The following is a 23,543-nucleotide window of genomic DNA, read 5'->3' on the forward strand; positions in this document are numbered from 1 at the left end:
TCTATGGAGTAAGGTATGCGAAAAATTACTTTGTATACTTTGCTTGGTTTAACTGTTTTAGCCTTAGCTTGCATGTATACCGCCTATCGTTTTGTCGGGATGTTGCCGGACTCCGATATTAAGGCCGATCTAAAAGGTTTAAGTGCGCCTGCTTATTCAGAAATCGATAACTACGGTATCCCGACAATACATGCTAACAATAAGGAAGATGCTTTTTTGCTATTAGGTTTTATAACTGCCCGTGACCGCTTGTTCCAGATGGATTTGTTACGGCGGCATATGGCCGGACGTTTAGCAGAAGTGATGGGGCCTGAATTAAAAAACACTGACCGATGGCATCGCGTGATGGGCTTTGAGCAGGTTGCGCACGCTATTGTTGAACGTCTTCCGCAAGAGCAAAAGCGGGTGCTCGAAGCTTATGCGTTAGGGGTCAACCAAGCCATAAAGTCTTTAGCAGTTTTACCGCCCGAATTTTCGCTTTTGGGCTATAACCCTTCCGCTTGGCGACCTGAAGACAGTTTACTGGTGATCTTGGGGATGGAAGAGGATTTAGGTTGGACAGGCGATGAGGAACGCATGACCACTGTTATGGAAGCGGCCTTGCCAAAATCTGTAACGCAATTTTTTTTGCCGCCCGTCGACCTTTACACCACACGGTTACTGAACGGCAAAGCCAGCACAGCAATACCTTCCATCCCCACGAAAGAGCTGTCCGCATTATTGCACAACATCGGCAATCCCGAATACTATGCCGGTTTAGCGACCAAAGCACCTCCTCCTAAAGGATCAAATGGCTGGGTAGTCGGATCTGCAAAGACTTGGGATGGTCGGGCTATTTTAGCTAACGATATGCATTTATCACTACGCGTTCCAAATATTTGGTATAGAGCAGAAATCCGTTATGGTGATGTGGCGCTTACTGGCCTTACTTTGCCTGGCGTCCCCCTGCTTGTCGTTGGTTCTAATGGGAATGTGGCTTGGGGGTTTACCAATATAGAAGGTGATTTCGTGGATTTGGTGTCATTGGAAATTAATCCCACCGACGCTGGCAGCTATCGCACTCCGAAAGGCTGGATGAAATTCAATGAACGGGAAGAAACGGTTAAGGTTAAAGGCGAAGCGGATTTGACGTTTAGAGTGCAATCCACCGAGTGGGGGCCGGTGTTACCAGAATTCTCATCCGTTACACCGACAGCGGTACACTGGGTCGCCTTAGATCCCGAGGCGACAGATTTGCATTTACTTGATTTGGATGCCGCCAAAAATGTTATAGCCGCACAAAAAATTTTCAATCAGGCGGGAGGCCCGCCTTTGAATGCCTTGGTGGCTGACAGCCAAGGCAATATTGGCTGGACATACACAGGTAAAATTCCTAAACGCTTCGGACTGGACGGTTCAGTGAGCCGTTCCTGGGCTAACGGCTTAGTTGGTTGGGCTGGTTATATTTTGCCGGAGGAATTACCGCGCCTGCTGAATCCTCCGTCTGGCTTTATCGTCAACGCCAATCAAAGAATGCTGGATAGTAGCTATCCTTATGTAATAGGACATTATTTTGACCATGGGTATCGTGCCTACCGGATTAGCGAACGGCTCCTTGAAGCGAAAAATATCACCGAACGGGAAATGTTTGCGTTGCAATTGGATACTAAGGCGGAATTCTACCGTTTTTATCAGCAGTTGGCATTATCCCTCCTAGAGAAAAGTCAAGATAAGGAACAAATACATCTAGCGGAGATTTTGAACAAGTGGGATGGTTTTGCCGAGCGGGATTCGGTGGGATTTGCCGTCTTAGTGGAATTTAGAAAATTATTGCTTGATGCCGTGATTTCCCCATTTATGGTGAAGTGCCGTGAACACGATCCTAAATTCCGTTTCACCTCGACCATGGCCGATGTGCCTTTACAGCAATTATTAACAGCAAAACCGCCGTCATTACTGCCTGATAAGCAGCATTTCCCCAACTGGGAGGCATTTCTTCTTAAGCTACTGATACAGGCTGAAGGTAAAGTATTGGCAGGCCATTCAGCCGATTTTCAAGAGGTGTTCGCATGGGGTACTGTCAACCAGGTAGCTATCGCCCATCCTTTTTCAGATTCGTTACCGTTGTTGCAGCGTTGGTTAGATATGCCGCAGGCCGCAGTATCGGGTTGTGATGAATGCGTGCGCATGTATACGCCAGGCATTGGTGACAGTGAGCGTCTGATTGTGTCGCCAGGGCGTGAAGGTAATGGCATTTTGCATATGCCTGGCGGACAATCCGGTCATCCGCTTTCGCCCCATTACGGCGACCAACAGCAGGCTTGGACAGAAGGTATTGTTTTGCCTTTGGAAGCCGGAACAAGCCAACACCGCTTGGAATTTGTACCAATAACCGAATTGCAGAATTAGAGAGGACTTATGCACATGATTTTGCCTATCATTTTTTATCTATACTGGGTTTGTAAAGCTTTAGCTTGGAAACCTTTAAGACGGATTAGATTCGTCAAATATGAAACTAGGGTTTTCCTAATCGGATACCCAAGCCGGAGTTTCGGTATTAGCAGAGGATGGCTAACCGTATGATGTTTTTTTTACTGCGTAATTCAGGCTGGCTTTTGATTTTCTCAATGAGTTCCGGCTTGCTTGCTGGCTTGTCTGGTGCTGGTTTGATAGCTGTCATTAATATGGCTCTGGACAGCAAACAAAGTACTTTGCCGCAATTGGGCAAGTTGTTTGCCGAATTGTGTGCATTGTTGTTTCTGGCTCGGATTGGCTCGGCTTTTTTATTGATGCGACTTGGTCAGAATGTCATTTTCAATTTGCGTCTGAAACTGAGCCGACAGATTTTGCGGACTTCTTTTCCACATTTGCAGGCTATTGGGCCGGCTCGAATCTTGGCTTGCCTAACCCAAGATATCGCCACTTTTGCGGAAGCATTCCAATGGCTGCCGATGCTGTGTGTAAATGCCGCAATTATTGGGGGGTGCCTACTTTATTTGGGCTGGTTGTCAGGTACTTTGCTGGTTATCGTGATATTGGCGATCATTGTGGGGATAGGTGGTATTCAGTTAGTCGAAAGTCATGCCCAGCATAGGTTAAGCATGGCTCGGGAATCTGATGATAAGCTATACGGGCATTTTCGTAGCCTGACGCAAGGAATGAAAGAGTTGAAGCTGCACGAGTTACGGCGCAATGCCTTTTTGACTGACCGCTTGGAAGTGGCGGCAAAAAATTATCGGCAGCATTATCTGCAAGGTAACGGTTTTTACATTCTAGCGGGTAATTGGGGCAACATTTTATTTTATCTGCTGATTGGTACAGCACTTTTTCTGTTGCCGAATATCCGGGAAGCTGTCGCTGGATTGTCTACGCTTGCCTGTCTGGATGTAGTTAAATTGCCCGCTTGGCCGGACATGACCCCAGAAATTGTACGCGGCTATTGTTTGACCATTCTCTATATGATGTTTCCTTTAGCAACCTTAATGGACGGGGTGCCCGTTTGGGTCAGGGGCAGTATTGCCTTAAAGAAGATTGAGGCTTTAACGTGGGATTCTTGTGAACCTGAATCAGCCGAGACAAGCGGGTCATTGTCTTTTGCCGATCCGGAAGTTTTGATGCTCAACGGCGTAACCCACCGTTACCGCCGGGAAGGCGAAGACCGCCCTTTTACCTTAGGCCCCTTGGATTTGACCTTACAACCCGGCGAAGTGGTTTTTCTTATCGGTGGCAACGGTAGCGGCAAAACGACACTGGCGTTGTTATTGGTTGGACTTTATGTGCCAGAGCAAGGGGAGATTCGCTTAGGTGGGCAGCGTATTAGCGAAACTAACCGAGAAAGCTACCGCCAGCAGTTTTCAGCCGTTTTTTCCGATTTTTACCTATTCGATAGCCTATTGGGTTTTCAAGGCAAAGAGTTGGATACGGAAGCGCGTGTGTATTTAGCCAGATTGCAATTAGATCATAAAGTCAGTATCGAAAACGGAGAATTTTCGACACTGGATCTATCTCAAGGCCAACGGAAGCGGCTAGCATTGTTGGTCGCTTATCTGGAGGATCGCCCCTTTTATCTGTTCGATGAATGGGCGGCCGACCAAGATCCGATATTCAAGAAAATATTTTATACGGAACTACTGCCCCTACTAAAAGCTAAAGGCAAAACGGTGATAGTGATTTCACACGATGACCATTACTTTTATATGGCCGACCGATGTTTGAAAATTGAGGATGGGGCATTAAAAGCAATTGTGGCCGAAAGCCCTATATATGAGAGAGCCGAAGAAGGCTTAACAGGAGATGCGCCAATAGTGTCAAACTAAATCCGGCAAACCGCACTTTTTGGCTAATCTGGATTAGCAGACTTGTTGATCGTATGAATATAAGATGCCCTAACCTTCAAAAGGGCAATAATTTAAAAATAATGTGGAGATATCATCATGGCACAAGAAGTTATTCAATCCGAAACGGGCTATGCTTTCGATAGAGGGGCGTTATTGCACCCGCTTATCGATGAAGAATCGGTTGTTGTTGAGGCGCAGAGCAATAACTATTACCTTGACCGCCAATCAGGGTTTGAATCGAATGCCAGAAGTTATCCCCGCCGTATTCCTATCGCCATTCGCCGGGCAAACGGCATTTTTGTTGAAGATATGGATGGCCGTCAGTATATGGATTGCTTGGCCGGCGCGGGGGCTTTAGCCTTAGGCCATCATCATCCTGTTATTGTGGAAGCTATCCGACGGACTTTAGCGGAGGGCATACCCTTCCAGACCTTGGATTTGACGACACCGGTCAAGGATCTGTTTGTCGAAGAGTTGTTTGCCAGCTTACCTAAAGCTTTTGCCTCCCAAGCCCGCATCCAGTTTTGCGGCCCGACAGGTGCCGATGCCATCGAGGCGGCCATTAAGTTGGCGAAAACAGCTACCGGCAGGCGGTCAGTTTTGGCTTTTCATGGCGCTTATCATGGTATGACACACGGCGCATTAGCATTGACTGGCGAGATTGCCCCCAAATTGCACATATCTGGGTTGATGTCGGATGTGCATTTTCTCCCATTCCCCTATGTTTACCGCTGTCCTTTCATGTTGGGTGGTGAAATAGGCTGGCGGGCTTCCCTTGCCTATATCGAACGGCTCTTAGATGACAGCAACAGCGGCATTACCCCGCCAGCAGCCATGATTTTGGAAGCCGTACAAGGAGAGGGAGGGGTTATTCCGGCACCGGACGAATGGCTGCGGGAAATTCGCCGAATGACCAAAGAACGGGGGATTCCGCTGATTATCGATGAAGTGCAAACCGGTGTAGGCCGCACTGGCTGTATGTATGCTTTCGAACATGCCGGTATCCAACCGGACATCTTGGTGCTGTCAAAAGCGATAGGCGGAGGCTTACCGTTAAGTGTGGTCATGTACCACAAAGATTTGGATCATTGGCAACCTGGTGCCCATGCAGGTACTTTTCGCGGCAATCAACTAGCGATGGCTACCGGAACGGCGACGCTCCAGTATGTAAAATCCCATAGGCTGGAACTGCATGCCCATGAAATGGGTATACGGTTGATGGGCATACTCCAAAATATTCAGAAAAATAAACCGCAAATCGGCGACATCAGAGGGCGCGGATTGATGATTGGCATTGAGATCGTCAATCCGGTGGCAGCACCCGATGCGCTCGGTATCTATCCCCCCAACCGGCAACTGGCTGTCCGTATCCAAATGGAATGCCTAAAACGCGGCTTGATTGTGGAATTGGGAGGCCGCCAAGGTAGCGTGGTACGGCTTCTACCGCCTTTGATCGTGACAAGCGAGCAAATCGACCAGATAGGCACTATTTTCTCCGAAGCGATTCGGGCCGTACAGCACTGAAAAAAAATGAAAGTTTTTTTATTAACATCTCCCAAGCCGAGACTTAACGTTTACCTTTTGTCACTATGGCTGTTCGGCAGCGTTTGGGGAATCATGCACATCGTCACCGCACCTTTATTGACACAACTAGTCGGCGTTAAGCTACCGAAAACCGAACAGACCGAACCGGCTCCAGACCGGCACGCCGCGATGTTAAGTGTGACGGTTGACGGGCGAGCCTTATTGGATGGATATCGGGTGGTTTTAGAAACCGAATTGAAGGCCTTGCAGGAAAAAGACCCGGAAATTAACCTGCAATTGCAAGCTGACCGTACCGCTGTGTTTGATGTCGTGGCCAAGGTGATGGCGAGCGCACAGCGTTCGGGCATTGGTAAATTATCGTTTGTGACGGTACAGTAATAGCTTGATGAAAACAATTTATCAGGTTTCATGTGTGGCGTTTTTTTTGCCTATTTTGATGTTGCCGGGTTGTCAGGATTTACCTAAACGCGATGCTAAAGCCAGCGGTATTAGCTTGCCTGCATCTTGGCAAACGCCAAATTCCGACACATCTGAAGCTATACCGCATTGGTTAAGCAGCTTTGCCGACCCCTTACTGACAGCCTTGGTGCATACCGGATTAAGCCAAAATTATGATTTGCAAGCGGCGGCGGCGCGGGTGCAAGCCGCGCGGGCATCGGCAGCGCTTGCAGGGGCTGGGCGGTTGCCGCAACTGTCATTTTCCCCCAGTTACCAGAACAACAATGATGTGGTTTCCGGGCGGTTTTCTGAATTTTCCGCCTTGTTTGACCTCAGTTGGGAAATTGACTTATGGGGACGTATCCGTTCTTCACAACAGGCCGCCCAACACGATGCCGAGGCGGCTGTCGCCGACTTGCGGGGTGCCCGGTTGTCTTTAGCGGCGCGAACCGCACAAACGTATTTTGAATTGGTCGAGGCCAAACGTCAGGTACAAGTCGCCGAACAATCCGTCAGCGACCGTCAGGCTATTGGCGATTTGGTGCGCGGACGTTTTAATCTGGGCCTGACCCGTGGTCTGGACGTGCGTTTGGTGTTGACCGATTTAGCCAATGCCCAAGCCCGGCTTGCCGATGCGCGTAACCAAGTGCAAACCATCACGCGTAGGCTAGAAACGTTGCTCGGCCACTATCCCGAAGGCAAGACCTTGGCGACAACTCAATTGCCCGCACCGCCCGCCAACTTAGCGGAAGGGTTGCCCGCGCAATTATTGGTACGGCGGCCTGACCTTGTGGCGGCATTTGCCCGTCTGCGCTCGGCGGATGCCCGCCTGTCCAGTGCACAACGGGCATTATTGCCGCGCCTGACATTAACAGCCAGCGGCGGTTCGGCAAGTCCGGCATTAGCGGAAATCATCGGCCCGCACGCCGCCGCCTGGAATCTGGCAGCGGGTCTGACCCAGCCGCTGTTCACTGGCGGACGCTTGCAAAGCGGCATTTATTTGCAAAAAGCTCTGGTCACAGAAGCCCTCAACAATTACCGCAGCACGGCCCTAAATGCCTTCCGCGAAGTTGAACAGGCATTAGCGGCGGAACAATGGTTACAAAAACAAGAACAATCCTTGCGCGAAGCCGTGGCTCAAACCCAAGAAAGCCGTAAATTGGCAATCTATTCTTATCGGCAAGGACTGATCCAAATCCTCACTTTGTTGGACAGTTACCGCAGTACCTTAGAAGCCCAGAGTGCACATCTTGCCGTACAGCGGCAATTATTGAACAACCGGATCAACTTATATTTGGCTTTAGGTGGGGATGTGGATGCTATCAATTGAAATTAACCGCATCGTTTTTGCCAGTAAGGCACTACGCGCTAGCAGATCACCCGGCATTTGGAGCGCTTGATGGGTACTGTCAAACAGCTAAAAATTCTCTTGCCCATTGCCGTACTTTTGCTAGGTATCGCCGCCGTTTGGAGGTTATTGGTTTACCAACCTGCCATGCCTACGCAAACCCGTATCAGCGAACCACCGTTGGTAAGTACGTTGACCGTCATGCCGGAAACCGTGCGTTTGGATGTACAAACACAGGGTGTAGTCAGGCCGCGCACGGAAATTGATTTAGTCCCGGAAGTGTCCGGAAAAATTATTTTTGTCCATCCAGAATTGAATGCAGGCGGCTTTTTTGCCAAAAACGAATTGCTCATTGCCATAGAGCCGCGTGATTATGATTACGCCGTTACCGAAGCGCAAGCCCGTATTGCCGAAGCCCAACGCCTGTTGATCGCCGAACAGGCACAAGCCGTGCAAGCGCGGAACGAATGGAAAACGTTAGGCGAAGGCCAGCCCACACCGTTGGCGATGCGTGAACCGCAATTGGCGGAAGCACGGACGAAACTGCAAGCCGCCGAGGCCGATTTGGCAAAAGCGCGGCTTAAACGTAGCCGCTGCGAATTACGCGCACCTTTTGCCGGGCGGGTTAAGGAAAAACTCAGTGGTTTGGGGCAATTTGTCCAACCTGGGGAAAAACTGGCACGGCTATATGCCACCGACATTGCCGAAATCCGCCTACCGATAGCTATGGATGAACTGGCCTTTATCGATTTACCGTTAGGCAAACCTAAACGGGAACAAACGGCGGCCACATTACCGACGCTCAGCTTGACCGCCCAGTTAGCCGGACGCACAGCAACGTGGGAAGGGCGTATCGTCCGTACCGAAGGCGTTGTCGATGAGGCTAATGGGCAATTATATGCCATTGCCCAAGTCAGCGAACCTTATGCACAATACGCGGGGCAAACCCCATTGCTTGTCGGCTTGTTTGTACAAGCCGCCATTCACGGCCACACTTACCAGAATGTGTTTGTATTGCCGCCAACGGCTATCAATAGCGATCAAGAAGTTTGGTTGGTCGATGCCCAACAGCAGTTGCACAAACAGAAAGTTGCTATTTTGCGGCAAGAAACGCAACGGATATTGGTTGTGGGTGGGCTTAAGGCAGGCGATCAAATTGTCACCTCCGGCCTCCAAGTCCCCATCATGGGGATGCACGTCCGGCTGGATGGCGCAACCGAAAAGATGCAAGCGGCATCCCCCAATACAGTAAACCATGACCCCTCCTAAATCAGATCCTACAGGTATTTTAGCGTGGTTCGCCAGTAATCCGGTCGCCGCCAATTTGCTGATGCTGCTGATTTTAGTCGGTGGCGTGTCCAGTTATACACGGCTGGATACTGAAGTGTTCCCGCGCTTTAGCCCGCAACAAATCGAAATCAAAGCGCTTTATCCAGGTGCTGGGCCTTTGGAAATAGAAAGCGCGGTCTGTATCCGCATTGAAGAGGTCATTTTTGATGTCCAGGGTATCAAACGCATCAATACCGAAATCACCCAAGGCGAATGCCTGATCAAAGTCGCGGTGTTACCCGATTACGATAAGTTACAACTGATGAACGCCTTGAATGGCCGTATCCAAACTATTTCGCGGCTACCTAAAGGCTTGGAAAAAATCAGCGTGAAAGCCGCCGCCCGTGAAGAAGATGATGGCCTGATTTGGGTGGCTTTGCATGGGGCTACCGATAGCTTGGCGTTGAAACGTTACGGTGAATACATCCAACAACAATTGACCACCGTTCCGGGCGTGAGCAAGGTGGTCAATTATGGTGAGGTTCCCTATGAAATAGCCATTGAAGTGTCATCGGCCAAACTGCAACAATACCATTTGGCCTTAAGTGATATTGCTGCCGCCCTGCGCCGTGCATCACTGGATTTGCCGGCGGGTGTCGTCAAAAATCCGGCGGGGGAAGTACTGTTGAAGATCAACGGCAAAGCCAGCAACGCGGCGGCGTTGGCGGCGTTGGTGTTGCGTAGCCAAGCCGACGGTTCGCATATCTTGTTGGGCGATGTCGCCACCGTTACGGACAGTTTGGCAGAATTGCAGTTTGAATGGTACCACAACGGTGAAACGGCACAAGGCTGGGCAGTCCATGCCGAACGTGACAGCGTTGTGGTTGCCCAACGTGTCAATGCCGCAATCAAAGACATGCAAAAGCATCTCCCCGAAGGCTTGACGTTGAAAACTTGGTGGGATGATTCCCAAGCTTACCAAGAACGTATCAGCACCTTAATTGAAGACGGCCTGAGCGGCTTTGTGCTGGTATGTCTGGTGTTGACTTTATTTTTGCGCCTGAAAGTGGCGTTGTGGGCAGGTATGGGCATTTTAACCTCAATATTGGGGGCGTTGTGGCTGATGCCCTTATTCGATGTGTCGTTAAATATGTTATCGCTGTTTGGCTTTTTGTTGGCGATGGGCGTTTTGGTGGATGATGCCATTATTATTGGCGACAGCATCCACAGCCAACAAAGCCAAAACAAAACCTCCAACTTAAATGCCGCCATCCGTGGTGTCCAAGAAGTCGCTGTTCCCGTAACCTTGGCAGTGCTGGTAGCTTTAGTGGCATTTCTGCCCGGCCTGTTCCTGTCCGGTTGGTTTGGGCAAATGATGCGCCCCATTTGCATGGTGATGATCCTGACATTAGCGTTTTCGCTGATTGAAGCCATGCTGATTCTGCCCGCACATTTGTCAGCCCCCTCGCCTATGCCCACCCAAGCGTCCCGCTTAGACCGTTTACGCGATAAACTCAATCAGGGTTTGGATCACTTTGTCCAGTATGCCTATCGGCCTTTTTTGGAAACCGCACTGGCATGGCGTTATCTGACGATTGCTTGTTTCATATTACTGTTGTTGGTTAGCGGGGCATTGGTCGGCAGTAACCGTGTCCGCCAATCCTTGCAACCTGATGTCACACTGGACAGTTTTTGGGTCAACCTGACCGTTCCCGAAGGCGCACCGTACAGTGAAGTCAAAACCCTAGCAAAACGGGTGGAGCAGGCGTTTTTTTCCTTGCGTGATGAACTCGATGCCAAGCAACGCCAACAACATGGTTTGGCATCTGGGCAAACCGGAGAAACAAGTGTCATTGCTGGTTTAGAAACCATGATATGGGCAAGTCAGGCAGGATTTTGGACGGAATTTTCCGCGTTGGGCAGGCAACACATCGTCGTTGAAGATTTTATCCGTGAATGGCGGCGGCGTGTTGGCGACGTGGGGCGGGGCAAAATCGACTTTTTATACAAAGAAGGTGATGTGCCTTATGACTTGGAATTTGATTTGGGTGCAACCGACCCGGCTGTTTTGGCGGCGGCTACCGAACCGTTCAAACAGCAACTTGCCGCCTATCAAGGCGTTGCCGATGTCATTGATTCCGCCGAACCTGGCAAACCGGAATTGCAGCTCAAGCTAAAACCTGCCGCCGAACGCCTAGGGTTACGTTTGGAAGATTTAGCGGAACAAGTGCACGGGGCCTATTACGGCGAAGAAGTGCAAAGGCTACAACGTGGGCGCAGTGAAGTGAAAGTGATGGTACGGCTACCGCTTGCCGAACGCCGGACGATAGAGCACTTAAAAGTCCTGCCGATACGGATTGCTGAAGGCGCGTCCGCCCCTTTGGGAACCTTGGCGGAAATTAGCCAAACGCCTGGTTTCGCCAAACTGATCCGCCAAAACCGCCAACGGGTGTTGAAAGTACAAGCGCGGGTTGACCCTAAAGAAGCGGATGTCAACGCCATTTATACCGACATAAAAAATCGTGTTTTGCCTAAATTCCAACAAAATTATCCGGGGCTAAACGTGGAACTGGGGCAAAACCGTCAAGAACAGGAAGCCACCACGGCATCGCTAGGCCGCAACACCTTAATTGCTTTGTTCGTGATTTACGCACTGATTGCCGTGCCGTTCCGGTCTTATGTAAAACCGTTGATTTTTCTGCTTGCCGCCCCTGTGGCTTGGAGCGGCGGGATATTGGCGCATGGCTTGTTGGGGTTGCCGTTGTCGATGGAATCTTTGGTAGGCATGATTGCCGCCAGTGGTGTGGTCATTAACGATAGCTTGGTGTTGCTGGATAGCATTAGGGAACATGATGACCCTGACCGCCCGCTCACTGAACAGATTATCGAGGCTTGCACATCACGCTTCCGTCCTATCTTACTGGCGTTCCTGACCAATTTCGTCGGCTTCCTGCCGACCTTGATGGAAACCAGCCCCCAAGCGCAATTTTTAATTCCGATGACCCTGTCGTTGTCCGCAGGATTATTGTTAGGCATGGCGGCAAGTTTGATATTGACCCCGGTGTGTTATGCAGTCGGTTCTGCTACAACTATTTACGGGCGTTGACCCCGCAGCGGCTGCTCAATACCGCTTTAAGGCGTTTTCAACAATCAACGGTAACATTGCCATTTAAGATAGACCTTTATTGCTTAAGTCGTTATCATTCTAATAGGGGTGAAAGCGGTTAGCTAATAATAGAGGAGTGTTTATGCCCTATCCGGGTGGTGGTGCTGATAAGATGGGCAATTATTATGAAGCGCTATGGACGGTGTACTGCTTATTGCGCATACTCAAAGGCGAAGCAACTGGCATTACCTTAGAGCCATTGGGCGATGAAGGCGATGGTGTCGAATTTAAACTGGAAATAAACAGCGGTAGCGAATACCACCAAGTCAAACGCCAAAACGGCTCGGCAGGCCATTGGAAACTGCCGAAGTTAAATGCTAAAGGCGTATTGGCTGCTGCCAAGGCGAAACTAGGTCGGGATGAAGCCGCGCAGTTTTGGTTTATTTCCCAAGATTCTGTCGCCAACTTACCCGAACTGTGCGAGCGGGCAGTAAGCGCTGCTAACTATGATATCTTTAAGACGTTTGCCTTAGATGCGGCGGTGCATTCAAGCGCATTTGCGCAACTGTGTGCTTATTGGGATATGCCTGATGAACGGGTTTATGCGTGTTTGCGGTGCGTTAGGGTTGAAACCCTCAGCGAAGATACGCTGTTGGAGTTGGTTAAAGCACTGGCGGCAACCTTAGTATCAGGCAATGAACAGGCTATTGTTGCCAGCCTACGCGCTTGTTGTGAAGACTATTGGCATCGGCCATTAGACCACGAGGCGATAGTGGCGCACTTGGAAAATGCGGGCTTTACGCTGATAGCTTCGGCGCAAGACAGGTTAAAGAATAACGCGGGCGATACCGTGCTCGGCAATCAAACCCAAATAGGGCGGCAAATCCATCTGGGCAACAACAGCACTTATCACGAAACCCACATCCACTATGCGGAAAAATCTCTCCCCCGCCACCTGACCACCACGCCGTTCATCCCCGACGTATTCGAAGGCCGCGATGAAGATTTATTGGCGATACGCGCCAAGCTGGAAGTAAGTAACCAACCCTTGCTGTTGGTCAACGGCCAGGGCGGTATCGGTAAGACTTCGTTGGCGGCGAAGTATTGGCAAAGCTACCAAAGCCATTACACCCACACCGCTTGGCTGTATGCCCCCAGCCGCTTGGACGATGCCTTGCTGATGTTGGCCTTGCCTTTGCAGGTGAACTTCCCCGATACCATGCTCACGGCGCAACGTTTGGAACTGCTGCAAGCCGCCGTCGCCAACCTCTCCGCGCCCTGTTTGTTGATTATCGACAACGCCAATGATGCCGAAGAACTGGCGCAACACTGGGGCTTTTTACACGCTTGCACCAACTGCCATATCCTGCTTACCAGCCGCCTGAACGGCTTTAACGGCACTGACCGTTACCCGATTAAAGCCTTGCCGGAGGCGGTGGCCTTACGCGTCTTCAACAGCCATTACCCACAGCACCGGACAGAGGATGACGGGCTGTTTGCCAGCATCTACCAAGCGGTGGGCGGCAACACGCTGGTGCTGGAGCTGTTGGCGAAGAACTTGGCGGCGGTGAACGCCAACAAGGTGTTTTATCCGCTGAGCCAGTTGCTGGCGGATTTGCAACAGCGCGGGCTGTTGCGCTTGGCGAAAACCAAAACGGTTAAGGTCATGGGCAAAGGCATATTGCCCGCCTTACAGGCCGCCAACCCCACCGACATCATTGCCGCCCTGTATGACGAATTGGAGCGGATAACACCGCTCAGCGAAGCCGAACAACGGCTATTGTGTAACTTGGCGGTGTTGCCTGCGGAAAACTGGGCTTATGGCGATTTGGCGGACTTGCTGTTAACCGCCGAAGCCGACGAAGAAGCCTTCTCCGACACCCTCAGCGGCTTGGCGGCGTGCGGTTGGCTGGAGAATAGCGTCCAAAATGGGATAAGCCACTACAAAACCAGCCCAGTGGTGCAGGAGATCACCCGCCATAAAAACTCGGAACGCTTGCAGGGCTATTGTTCGGGCTTGGTCGTTAAGCTGATAGACAAGCTGGCTCATGAAGCTAACAGCGGGCATTTGCTCAACGCCAGCTACGCGGACGCGGCGGCTTACTGCCGCCATGCCGAAACGGTCGCGGCTGGGTTGCCGGGGGATGATAAGCTTGCCGTGTTGCACGGACGCATAGGCCGCTACCACCTAACCACGGGCAACCCGGACAAGGCCTTAAGGGCTTTTACCGATTATCATACTATCATGGCGGCACTCCACCAGCGCGAACCGGATAACCTGGACGTTAAAAACAATCTGGCGGTGGCCTGCCAATTCTTAGGCATCACCCACACCACGCTGGGCGACCTGCAACAGGCCTTGCGCTGGTATGAAGAATTCCAGCGCCTGAAACAAGAACTCCATGCCGCCGCCCCCGGCCATCTGGATTTTAAAAACGGCTTGGCGATTGCCTGCCAATATTTGGGCAACACCCACACCACGCTGGGCGACCTGAGACAGGCCTTGCGCTGGTATGAAGACCACCACCGCCTGGCACAGGAACTCCATGCCGCCGCCCCCGGCCATATGGGCTTTAAAGACGGCTTGGGAGTGGCCTGCCAAAAGTTAGGCAGCACCCACACCAAGCTGGGCGACCCGGAACAGGCCTTGCGCTGGTATGAAGAATTCCAGCGTCTGGAACAGGAACTCCATGCCGCCGCCCCCAGCCATCTGGACTTTACCAACGGCCTAGCCATTGCCCTCATTAAATTAGGCCTGCATTATGAACAACAGGGCAATCTCCCCTTAGCCATAGACTATTATCAGCAAGCCCAAGCTCTATTGGCAGACTTAGTCTCCAAGTCGCCGCTTTATGTGGAGTTTCAAAAGAATCTGGCTTGGGTTAATGGGCGACTGGAAAGCGGTTCAGCATAAGCCGTTTTCTTCTAAGATAATCACACCTAATCCATTCGAGCTATTTTTACAAGGTTGGGCGGCAGCCATAAAAAGTGTATCTAGTAGATACACTTTTTATGGCTGTGCTACCTAATCTGTAATCAATACCTATCCTTTGATAAGGACAAGCACAAAGGCCGTTATAGGATAACGTACTTGCACCCACACCACAGGCAGATTGCCGCCGATAAAATAATCACAAATAAATTAGGGAATTTAGAAGGGCTGGAACGGTCAAAAAAGTGTATCTACTAGATACACTTTTTACGCTAAACACAAAACAGATTATCTGCTTTCATTGCGAAAAATTACGGCGTACTATAAGGAAATTGGAGGTACATCACCATACTCTTATTAAGCAACAAAAGATGCTATGAAAAAGGAGAAAAGTGTATCTAGTAGATACACTTTTTCAGATTAATCAACACCACCAACCCCAGGGATAAGCACACCCCCTACACCCATTAAACATCACCCAAAAGCTATCGGATCATTCTCTGTCTATAAAAAAATAGGCTTGTCGGCATCCCCCACAAAGCCCATCTATAAAAACCAATAACAGGAAAGCACCATGAGCAAAACCATCAATTACATCCGTTGGTTCAATGAACTGACTATCGACGACATCCCTTTAGTAGGCGGTAAAAACGCTTCGTTAGGGGAAATGTATCAAGAACTGACCCCACAAGGCATTTTAATCCCGAATGGCTTTGCCATTACTGCCGAGGCTTACCGTTATGTGCTGGAGCAAAACGATAGCTGGACGGCATTGCATCAGGCCTTGGATGCGTTAAACCCCGATGATGTCAACGACCTTGCCAAACGCGCCCGCCAAGCCCGCGAGATTATTTACGCCGCGCCCCTGCCTGATGACTTGGTGCAACAAATCCTAACCGCCTACGCGCAACTGCAACAACAATATGGCGAAGAAGATACCAGCGTCGCGGTGCGCAGTTCGGCGACGGCTGAGGATTTGCCGACCGCCAGTTTTGCTGGTCAGCAAGACACTTATTTAAACATACGCGGTGAGCAGGCATTATTAGAAGCCTGTAAACGCTGTTTTGCCAGCTTGTTTACCGACCGGGCTATCCATTACCGCATCGACCAAGGCTTCGACCATTTCAAACTGGCCTTGTCCATCGGCATTATGAAAATGATCCGCTCTGACCTAGATGCCAGCGGCGTGATGTTTTCTTTAGATACCGAATCCGGTTTCAGCGATGTGGTGTTCATCACCGGCGCTTATGGTTTGGGTGAGAACGTCGTCCAAGGCGCGGTAGACCCGGATGAGTTTTACGTCCATAAACCGACTTTCCGGGCAGGCTATAGGGCGGTACTGAAACGCACCTTAGGCGCGAAAAAAATTAAGATGGTGTACAGCGACGGCAACACCCGCGAACCGACCCGCAATATTGTCACCTCGGAAGCGGAACGGCAACGCTTTTGCCTCAGTGACACAGACGTGCTGACCTTAGCCGATTACGCCTTAAAAATCGAACAGCATTACAGCCGTAAGGCAGGCCATGATAAGCCGATGGATATGGAATGGGCAAAAGACGGTTTGGACGGCAAGCTGTACATCGTCCAAGCACGGCCCGAAACGGTGGTGTCGCAATTGCGCGGCATGATTTTGGAACAATATGTCCTAAAAGGCCATGCCCCAGCCATCGTCACCGGCCACGCGGTCGGCAGTAAGATTGCCACGGGCAATGCGCGTATTATTCACCACGTCAACCAACTGGGCAGCTTTAAGGCAGGCGATGTGCTAGTCGCCGATATGACCACGCCGGACTGGGAACCGATTATGAAAATCGCCTCGGCGATTATCACCAACCGGGGCGGGCGTACTTGCCATGCGGCGATTATCTCCCGCGAATTGGGTGTTCCGGCGGTTATCGGTTGCGACAACGCCACCACGGCCTTAAGCAATAACTCACCTGTGACGGTGTCGTGTGCCGAAGGCGATAACGGCAAGGTGTATGCGGGGATATTGGATTTTGACATCAAAACCACCGATTTGTCCGGCCTGAAACACCCGAAGACCAAGATCATGCTGAACATCGGTAACCCTGAACTGGCCTTTAAGACCAGCTTCCTGCCGAATGACGGGGTCGGTTTGGCACGGATGGAGTTTATCATCACCGAATACATCAAAGCCCATCCTATGGCCTTGCTGCATCCTGAACGGGTGCAAGATGCTGATGAGCTGGAGCAACTGCAATTGCTCACCCAGAATTACGCCAACGCCAGTGAGTTTTTTATCCAACGCCTTTCCGAAGGGGTAGCCACCATTGCCGCCGCGTTTTACCCCAAGCCTGTGGTGGTGCGCATGTCGGACTTTAAGACCAATGAATATGCCACCTTATTAGGAGGCCGCTGGTTTGAGTTTAACGAGGAAAACCCCATGATCGGTTTCCGGGGCGCATCACGTTACAGCCACCCCGCGTATGCCGAAGGCTTTGCTTTAGAGTGTGCAGCGATGAAACGGGTGCGCGAAGAGATGGGGTTGAGCAATGTGATATTAATGGTCCCGTTCTGCCGCCGTATCCAAGAAGCCGAACGGGTTTTGGCCTATATGGCGGAACTGGGCTTAAAGCGCGGCGAGAATGGGCTAGAAATTTATGTGATGTGCGAGATACCCAATAACGTTATCCAAATTGACGGCTTCTCCGAACATTTCGACGGTTTCTCCATCGGCTCCAACGACCTGACCCAATTGACGTTGGGGGTAGACCGCGATTCCGCTATCGTCGCCGAGGATTTCGATGAGCGCGACGCAGGCGTTAAGGAAATGATCCGCTTGGCGGTGACAGGGGCGCACCGTAACCACCGCCACTGCGGCCTGTGTGGGCAAGCCCCATCCGATTACCCTGAAATGGCGGAGTTTCTGGTGGAAATAGGCATCGACTCCATGAGCTTAAACCCGGATACCGTATTGCAGACGACGCAATTGGTCTTGGATACCGAGCAGCGTTTAGGAAGGGAATAAAGATAAGGCAGGTACAAGCTGGGTAAGTCCGGTTTGTACCTGCCCAGCTTAAATAGGGTATTTATCGGTTACAGCCAAAAACACTTCATCCCGAAGGATGGCAACCCAATAACATGGCAGCTTTCGGCATGACGTATTTGCAAAAAGTAGCGGTTAGCCCAGATCCTGCCCGATCAGGATTTGGGCTCCTCAGTATCATCCGATACGCTTCCGCACGCCGCGTCAATGCCATGATTATCAATATCGCACACCGATTCCAGCCACATGGCGTTGATGATGGCAAAAGCGGCGGCGAAACCAACGCCGAGTATCCAAGTAAAGTACCACATAATGTCGCCCCTTTTAATAAAGTGTGTGTGAATCTTTGGCAATCGCCGCTTCGGTGATGCTGCCCCATAACACTTTGTAAACCCAACGTGTGTAAAGCAAGACTATCGGCAAGAAAATAACGGTAATCCAAAATGACAGCAATAAGGTCGTATGGCTGGCGCTGGCATCCCATAGCGTCAGGCTGGAACGGGGATCGCTCGTAGAAATAAGTAAGAACGGAAACAAAGCAAAACCCACCGTCAGCAATATACTGGCAAGCCCGACACTGCTGCACAAAAACGCTGCCATCGTTGTCGGGCCCCGACCCAACAGCCATGCTAAGGCCAGTCCTAAAAACGCCAGTATCGGTGCCAGCATCATCAAGGGATAAGCCAAAAAGTGTTGTAACCAGCCTGGGCCTACCGCAATCACGGTTTTATTTAGCGGATTAGACGGCGCCTCGGTCGTTGCCATTTGGGTTATTTCTGGGCGGTCTATGCCGATAAACGCCCACAGCATAACGGCGGCCAGACCTGCCAACAGCAACGGCGCTAATAAGGACAATGCCTGGGTAGCACGTTCATGGACTATGCCTTCGGTACGCCATTTTAGGAACAGCGCACCATGAAAACTGCTGGCCAATAAACTGACAACGCCGCATAACAAGGCGAATGGGCTTAGCAATTCCCAGAACGAACCGTCGTAAAATGTCCGTAAATCTTGATCGAGATGGAAGGGCAGGCCGAGCAGCAAATTGCCGACCAGCACCCCCAGTAAAACAGGCGGTAACGTCCCGCCCACAAATAAGCCCCAATCCCAAGCGTTACGCCAGCGCGGATCACTGATCTTGCTGCGGTAGTCGAACCCGGCGGGGCGGAAGAACAAAGCGAACAGCACCAACAGCATCGCCGCGTACAAGCCCGAAAATAGCGTCGCATAAACGGCAGGCCAGATGGCGAATATTGCCCCGCCCAGCAAGATCAACCAGACTTGGTTGCCTTCCCACGTTGGCCCGATCGTATTGATAATAATGCGCCGCTCGACATCAGTCTTACCCAGCAACGGCAATAAAGTGCTGACTCCAAAATCAAAGCCTTCCGTGACCGCAAAAGCAATCGCGACAACGCCGATAAACACCCACCAGATTAGGCGGATAGCTTCATAATCAATCATAGTTCAATCCTCGTCAATAATGGCCGGGTTATGGCTGATGGCCATGATGCTGCACATGGCGGGCATGGTCGCTCAGTTGCGCCGTAAAATAAGCATGGATGGCGGCTATTAGCCCAGGCTCATCGCTGACAAACGCAATTTGCCCACCGTCCGGCAAATCCTGATAAGCAAAATGCACCTGCCCCGCCGCCGTACTCAGTTCCTTAACACCCGGCATGTCGTTGCCGTGGATGCGTTGCGGTCCGGAGAAATCGCCCTTAACAAACTGTGCGCTAAGTCCTGCCAGATGTTGGCGAATCAAGGCGATTTGTGCACTACCGCCCGCTTCTTTAGCAATCACCTGCTGGATGCCGCCGTTATCGGTCGGCTTGAAAATATGCAGGGTCTTTTCTAAACTGAACGGCATGACATGGCTACCGCGTTCGGCAACGGCATCGAGCCGCTCGGTGGAAGCGGGTTCAAGCGCGTAGACATCCGTGCTAAACGCACACGAGATTAAACAGTAGGCTATTAATTTATTCATGGACGGCTCCGCTGGTCTGTTCATGATAATAACGCCCGGTATGTAAGCTGCTGGGGCCTAGGCGGACATATTTAAGCATCAGATAAATCTCGATAATCAGCAACACGGTATAAAACAAGGCAAAGCCCGCGATACTGAACCACAATTGGCCGATACTGACACTGGACACGCTCAGATGGGTTGGCAATACGCCGGAAATCGTCCACGGCTGGCGGCCCACTTCGGCGACGAACCAGCCAGTTTCGGCGGCAATCCACGGCAAGGGGATGCACCAGACCGCCAACCGCATCAGCCAGCGTTTTTGGTCGGCGACACGGGTGGCACAATAGTAAAATGCCATAGCAAACACGAACAGCATCGTAAAACCGCAGGCCACCATAACCCGGAATGTCCAGAACAGCGGTGCGACTTTAGGGATACTGTCATTAGCGGCTTTTTCTATCATCGCGGGGTCGGCATCCACCACATTTTCGGTATACTTTTTCAGTAACAGGCCATAACCCAAATCGGCCTTATGTTCGGCAAAGTGTTGTTTTGCGGTACCGCTATGGTCACCACTGCGCAGTTTTTGCAAATCCGCGTAAGCCACCATGCCATTTTTGATCCGTGCCACACTTTCCGTGCGTAATTCCTGTAAGCCTTTGACTTCTTCATCAATGGAGCGGGTGGCAATCAAGCCCAGCAGATAGGGAATTTTGATGGCATAATCGGTGGTTTGCTTGTCTTGGTTGGGAAAGCCGAACAGGGTAAAACTGGCCGGAGCCGGTTCTGTATGCCATTCCGCCTCAATCGCCGCGAGTTTTATTTTTTGCGTTTCGCCTTCGGTATAGCCGCTTTCGTCACCGAGTACGATGACAGACAATATTGAGGCCAAACCAAAAGCCGAAGCGATTGAAAACGAACGGCGGGCAAAGCCCATGTCACGCTTGTTCAGCAAATACCAAGAGCTGATGCCCAACACGAACATCGAACCCGTGACATACCCCGCCGCTACCGTGTGGACAAATTTGACCTGCGCCACCGGATTTAAAATGACTGCGGCAAAGCTGGTCATTTCCATGCGTAACGTTTCGTAGTTAAATTCTGCCCCCACCGGATATTGCATCCAACCGTTAGCGATCAAAATCCATAATGCCGACAAGCTAGTGCCGACCGCCAGCAGCCAAGTTACAATAAGGTGTTGCACCTTCGTCAATTTATCCCAACCGAAGAAGAATAGGCCGACAAACGTCGATTCCAAAAAGAAGGCCATCCAGCCTTCGCTGGCTAATAACGGCCCAAAAATGTCGCCGACATAATGCGAGTAATACGCCCAATTGGTGCCGAACTGAAACTCCAGCGTCAGCCCCGTGGTTACCCCCATAGCAAAATTGATGCCGAATAGCTTACCCCAGAATTTGGTCATATCCTTATATACTTCACGTCCGGTCAACACATAAACCGATTCCATAATGCCAAGGATAAACGTCATGCCTAGGGTTAGCGGCACAAATAAAAAGTGATACAAGGCCGTCAGGCCAAATTGCAGCCTGGACAACATAACGATATCGTCACCGATCATGACGGGACTCCTGTGTGGGTTGTGAAGAAAAAGGCACCGCCGTTGGGGCAATGGGTAAGGCAAAATGCACGGCAATATCCGGCTTGGCCGCTGGGCGGTCTTGCCAACGGAAGATCAAAAACCAAAGCCCCGTCAGTAAGATGATTTTGACGGCCAGAGCCAAGGCTATTTCCCGGCGCAATAAACTGGGCGATTGGTGCGGATTGTTAGGCATATTGGCTTCTTGGCAATAAGGATTGATGTTTTTTAAGATTTGTCGGCTTTATCGGTAGGCTTGCCTATCACTAAGGTCGATAAACCCAACAATAAAATGGAGCCGGATATTAACAAAATCTCTGTGCCCTCTGTGTGGTGGGTCTGAATATCGGCGATCAATAACCGGGATAATGCCGTAATGGCGATATAAATCAGACAGCGCACCGGCATGGCATTGGTCTGAAAATAAATCCCGACCATCGCCCCCAATTCCAAATAAATAAACAGTAACAAAATATCGTCTATGGTGGTATGCCCCTGGGCGACCATACCCACATAAGCGGCAACCGCCGACCAGATCACACTCGCCCCGATAACAAAGAGCGCGAAATAATGGAAGGCCTCAATGAGCAAATTGCCCACCATATCGATACGCGCCTTATAAATTTCGCAAAGCTCGCTTAGCGGTAGTTGTCGTTTCATAGTATCCTCATTTTAGTGGCTAGGGTATTGTAAAAGAAAACAACCTGCGTCTATTTTTATTAAAATGCCGCTGTTGCTGACTCACTTTAGCCATTATGCCACTATATTACAAACATCTAATGCAATTGACAGGCCAAATTTAGGCTTAAGGGCGATTTGTCCTTATTTGCTGGGAGGAAAGGTAAAATGCTTGATTTTAAAATGTTTCGGATCTAAAAAATGAAACATTTATATTTCATATTGAAACAATTTTGAAACGTGTTAAGGGTTAACCATTCGCTCTTAGTCTTCGATATAACTCGCTTAGCGATTATTGTTTCATAGTGCCATACAGATTATTTTTAAGGTTGCCATCATTGGGATTATCAACAATACCCCGGATCGTTTACGCAATGATATGTTTGTAGGCAAGAGGAAAATGGTGTTTATTGGGGGTATAAACAACAGATGACAGTGACTGTTCGATGATGTTCGTTAGGTAAGTTTTGTGTGTATAAGTTGTCAATAAAAGGCTTTTGGGATATATTTCATAAAAAGCGGGGTTTGTGTTTTGTTACGCGCTTGTTTTCAGTATATCTAACAGCATCTTGCTAGGTATTTACTTAATATTAGGCCATTGAAACATGAGCGAATAACCAGTTGAAATATCTGCTTTACTGGCAAATAAATTAAAAGGCTGTTTTGATTGATGGTAATTTGGACTTGGCGAGGCTTAACCAGTCAGCCAACAGGACGTACGCCAATTGAATTTCAATGGTTTTTTTCGGGTGAACGGTTTTACCACAATATTAGGCTTAACTAATCCATGAACAGAAGCAAAAAGCTAATTAACTTTCTCGAAACTCTTTGTGAGTTGCCTGACTTTGAAAATACAGATTTCTCCGACATTAACGCCACAAATTATGAAGGAGACAATGCCCTTCATTTAGCTATATTAAGAGATGAATACGAAATTGCTGAAGAACTAATCGAACTAGGTATCAATATTGATGCGAGAGGTGATTTAGGAAGAACGCCATTACATGGGGCCGCTTCGACAGGAAAAATGCAGTTCGTTATGCTTTTGGTAGAAAACGGGGCAGATTTATTTGCGCTCAATGAGGGTTATCCACCTTTCACTCTTGCTCGCTTTTCAAAAAATGATGCTATTTGTGATTATCTTGCCATTAAAATGAAAGAATATCAGGAAAAGGATGCCACTGTTTACATAAAGGCTAAAATAAAGTATTTGGAACGTGAAATAGATCGTTTAAATAAAATCTTAAAGTAGTTTATTAAGATACCCTAGTATCCAGTGAAAAACGCGCTACTTAGTTAAGCGGTTTTGAATTTTTAGTTTTATTACTCGATCAT

16 protein-coding genes are annotated in these 23,543 nt (G+C 49.9%); 10 read left to right on the plus strand and 6 right to left on the minus strand.

What is annotated here, in order from left to right:
- The first annotated feature begins 15 nt into the window (after positions 1-15).
- The 9 genes from AADEFJLK_RS11160 (at position 16) to ppsA (ending at position 17,946) form a co-directional block, all read left to right on the plus strand.
- The gene (locus AADEFJLK_RS11160) at positions 16-2,388 is read left to right on the plus strand and encodes a penicillin acylase family protein (RefSeq protein ID WP_103974308.1); all 2,373 of its coding nucleotides are present in this window, start codon (positions 16-18) and stop codon (positions 2,386-2,388) included.
- Between the two features lie 170 nt (positions 2,389-2,558).
- Complete coding sequence (locus tag AADEFJLK_RS11165) at positions 2,559-4,295, plus strand: cyclic peptide export ABC transporter (protein ID WP_103974407.1); 1,737 nt, start codon at positions 2,559-2,561, stop codon at positions 4,293-4,295.
- A gap of 117 nt (positions 4,296-4,412) precedes the next feature.
- Complete coding sequence (locus AADEFJLK_RS11170) at positions 4,413-5,840, plus strand: diaminobutyrate--2-oxoglutarate transaminase (protein ID WP_103974309.1); 1,428 nt, start codon at positions 4,413-4,415, stop codon at positions 5,838-5,840.
- Positions 5,841-5,897: 57 nt separating this feature from the next.
- The gene (locus AADEFJLK_RS11175; protein WP_249028022.1) at positions 5,898-6,239 is read left to right on the plus strand and encodes an ExbD/TolR family protein; all 342 of its coding nucleotides are present in this window, start codon (positions 5,898-5,900) and stop codon (positions 6,237-6,239) included.
- A 7-nt stretch (positions 6,240-6,246) separates the two neighbouring features.
- Entirely contained in the window at positions 6,247-7,629 is a 1,383-nt protein-coding gene (locus tag AADEFJLK_RS11180) for an efflux transporter outer membrane subunit (protein WP_103974311.1), read from the plus strand.
- Between the two features lie 69 nt (positions 7,630-7,698).
- The gene (locus AADEFJLK_RS11185; RefSeq protein ID WP_088617667.1) at positions 7,699-8,916 is read left to right on the plus strand and encodes an efflux RND transporter periplasmic adaptor subunit; all 1,218 of its coding nucleotides are present in this window, start codon (positions 7,699-7,701) and stop codon (positions 8,914-8,916) included.
- Positions 8,903-12,022, plus strand: a complete 3,120-nt coding sequence (locus tag AADEFJLK_RS11190; RefSeq protein WP_103974312.1) for an efflux RND transporter permease subunit — start codon at positions 8,903-8,905, stop codon at positions 12,020-12,022. Before AADEFJLK_RS11185 ends, AADEFJLK_RS11190 begins: the two co-directional genes overlap by 14 nt.
- 142 nt (positions 12,023-12,164) lie before the next feature.
- Positions 12,165-14,936: a tetratricopeptide repeat protein gene (locus AADEFJLK_RS11195; protein ID WP_146054562.1), complete on the plus strand. Its 2,772-nt coding sequence runs from the start codon at positions 12,165-12,167 to the stop codon at positions 14,934-14,936.
- A 592-nt stretch (positions 14,937-15,528) separates the two neighbouring features.
- Entirely contained in the window at positions 15,529-17,946 is a 2,418-nt protein-coding gene (gene ppsA, locus AADEFJLK_RS11200; protein WP_103974314.1) for a phosphoenolpyruvate synthase, read from the plus strand.
- Positions 17,947-18,119: 173 nt separating this feature from the next.
- Here the strand turns inward: ppsA and cydX are convergent, their stop codons facing one another.
- The 6 genes from cydX to AADEFJLK_RS11230 are packed head-to-tail and all read right to left on the minus strand — an operon-like array spanning position 18,120 to position 22,190.
- Positions 18,120-18,275 carry a cytochrome bd-I oxidase subunit CydX gene (cydX, locus tag AADEFJLK_RS25995; RefSeq protein ID WP_103974315.1) on the minus strand — a complete coding sequence of 52 codons (156 nt, stop codon included), beginning with the start codon at positions 18,273-18,275 and terminating at the stop codon, positions 18,120-18,122.
- 13 nt (positions 18,276-18,288) lie between these two features.
- Positions 18,289-19,428, minus strand: a complete 1,140-nt coding sequence (gene cydB / locus AADEFJLK_RS11210) for a cytochrome d ubiquinol oxidase subunit II (protein ID WP_103974316.1) — start codon at positions 19,426-19,428, stop codon at positions 18,289-18,291.
- Between the two features lie 28 nt (positions 19,429-19,456).
- A complete protein-coding gene (locus AADEFJLK_RS11215) occupies positions 19,457-19,951 on the minus strand; it encodes an aspartate carbamoyltransferase (RefSeq protein WP_103974317.1) in 495 nt (164 codons plus the stop codon).
- A complete protein-coding gene (locus tag AADEFJLK_RS11220) occupies positions 19,944-21,512 on the minus strand; it encodes a cytochrome ubiquinol oxidase subunit I (protein ID WP_103974318.1) in 1,569 nt (522 codons plus the stop codon). Before AADEFJLK_RS11220 ends, AADEFJLK_RS11215 begins: the two co-directional genes overlap by 8 nt.
- Positions 21,502-21,726 (minus strand): cytochrome oxidase putative small subunit CydP, encoded by a 225-nt coding sequence (gene cydP / locus AADEFJLK_RS11225; protein WP_088617675.1) that lies wholly within the window; start codon positions 21,724-21,726, stop codon positions 21,502-21,504. Before cydP ends, AADEFJLK_RS11220 begins: the two co-directional genes overlap by 11 nt.
- 32 nt (positions 21,727-21,758) lie before the next feature.
- The gene (locus AADEFJLK_RS11230) at positions 21,759-22,190 is read right to left on the minus strand and encodes a phosphate-starvation-inducible protein PsiE (protein WP_088617676.1); all 432 of its coding nucleotides are present in this window, start codon (positions 22,188-22,190) and stop codon (positions 21,759-21,761) included.
- An 805-nt stretch (positions 22,191-22,995) separates the two neighbouring features.
- On the opposite strand from AADEFJLK_RS11230, the gene AADEFJLK_RS11235 reads away from it, so the two are divergent.
- Positions 22,996-23,460 carry an ankyrin repeat domain-containing protein gene (locus AADEFJLK_RS11235; RefSeq protein ID WP_103974319.1) on the plus strand — a complete coding sequence of 155 codons (465 nt, stop codon included), beginning with the start codon at positions 22,996-22,998 and terminating at the stop codon, positions 23,458-23,460.
- Positions 23,461-23,543: the final 83 nt, after the last annotated feature.

The sequence above is a fragment of the Methylovulum psychrotolerans genome (genome assembly GCF_002923755.1).
Taxonomy (GTDB): domain Bacteria; phylum Pseudomonadota; class Gammaproteobacteria; order Methylococcales; family Methylomonadaceae; genus Methylovulum; species Methylovulum psychrotolerans.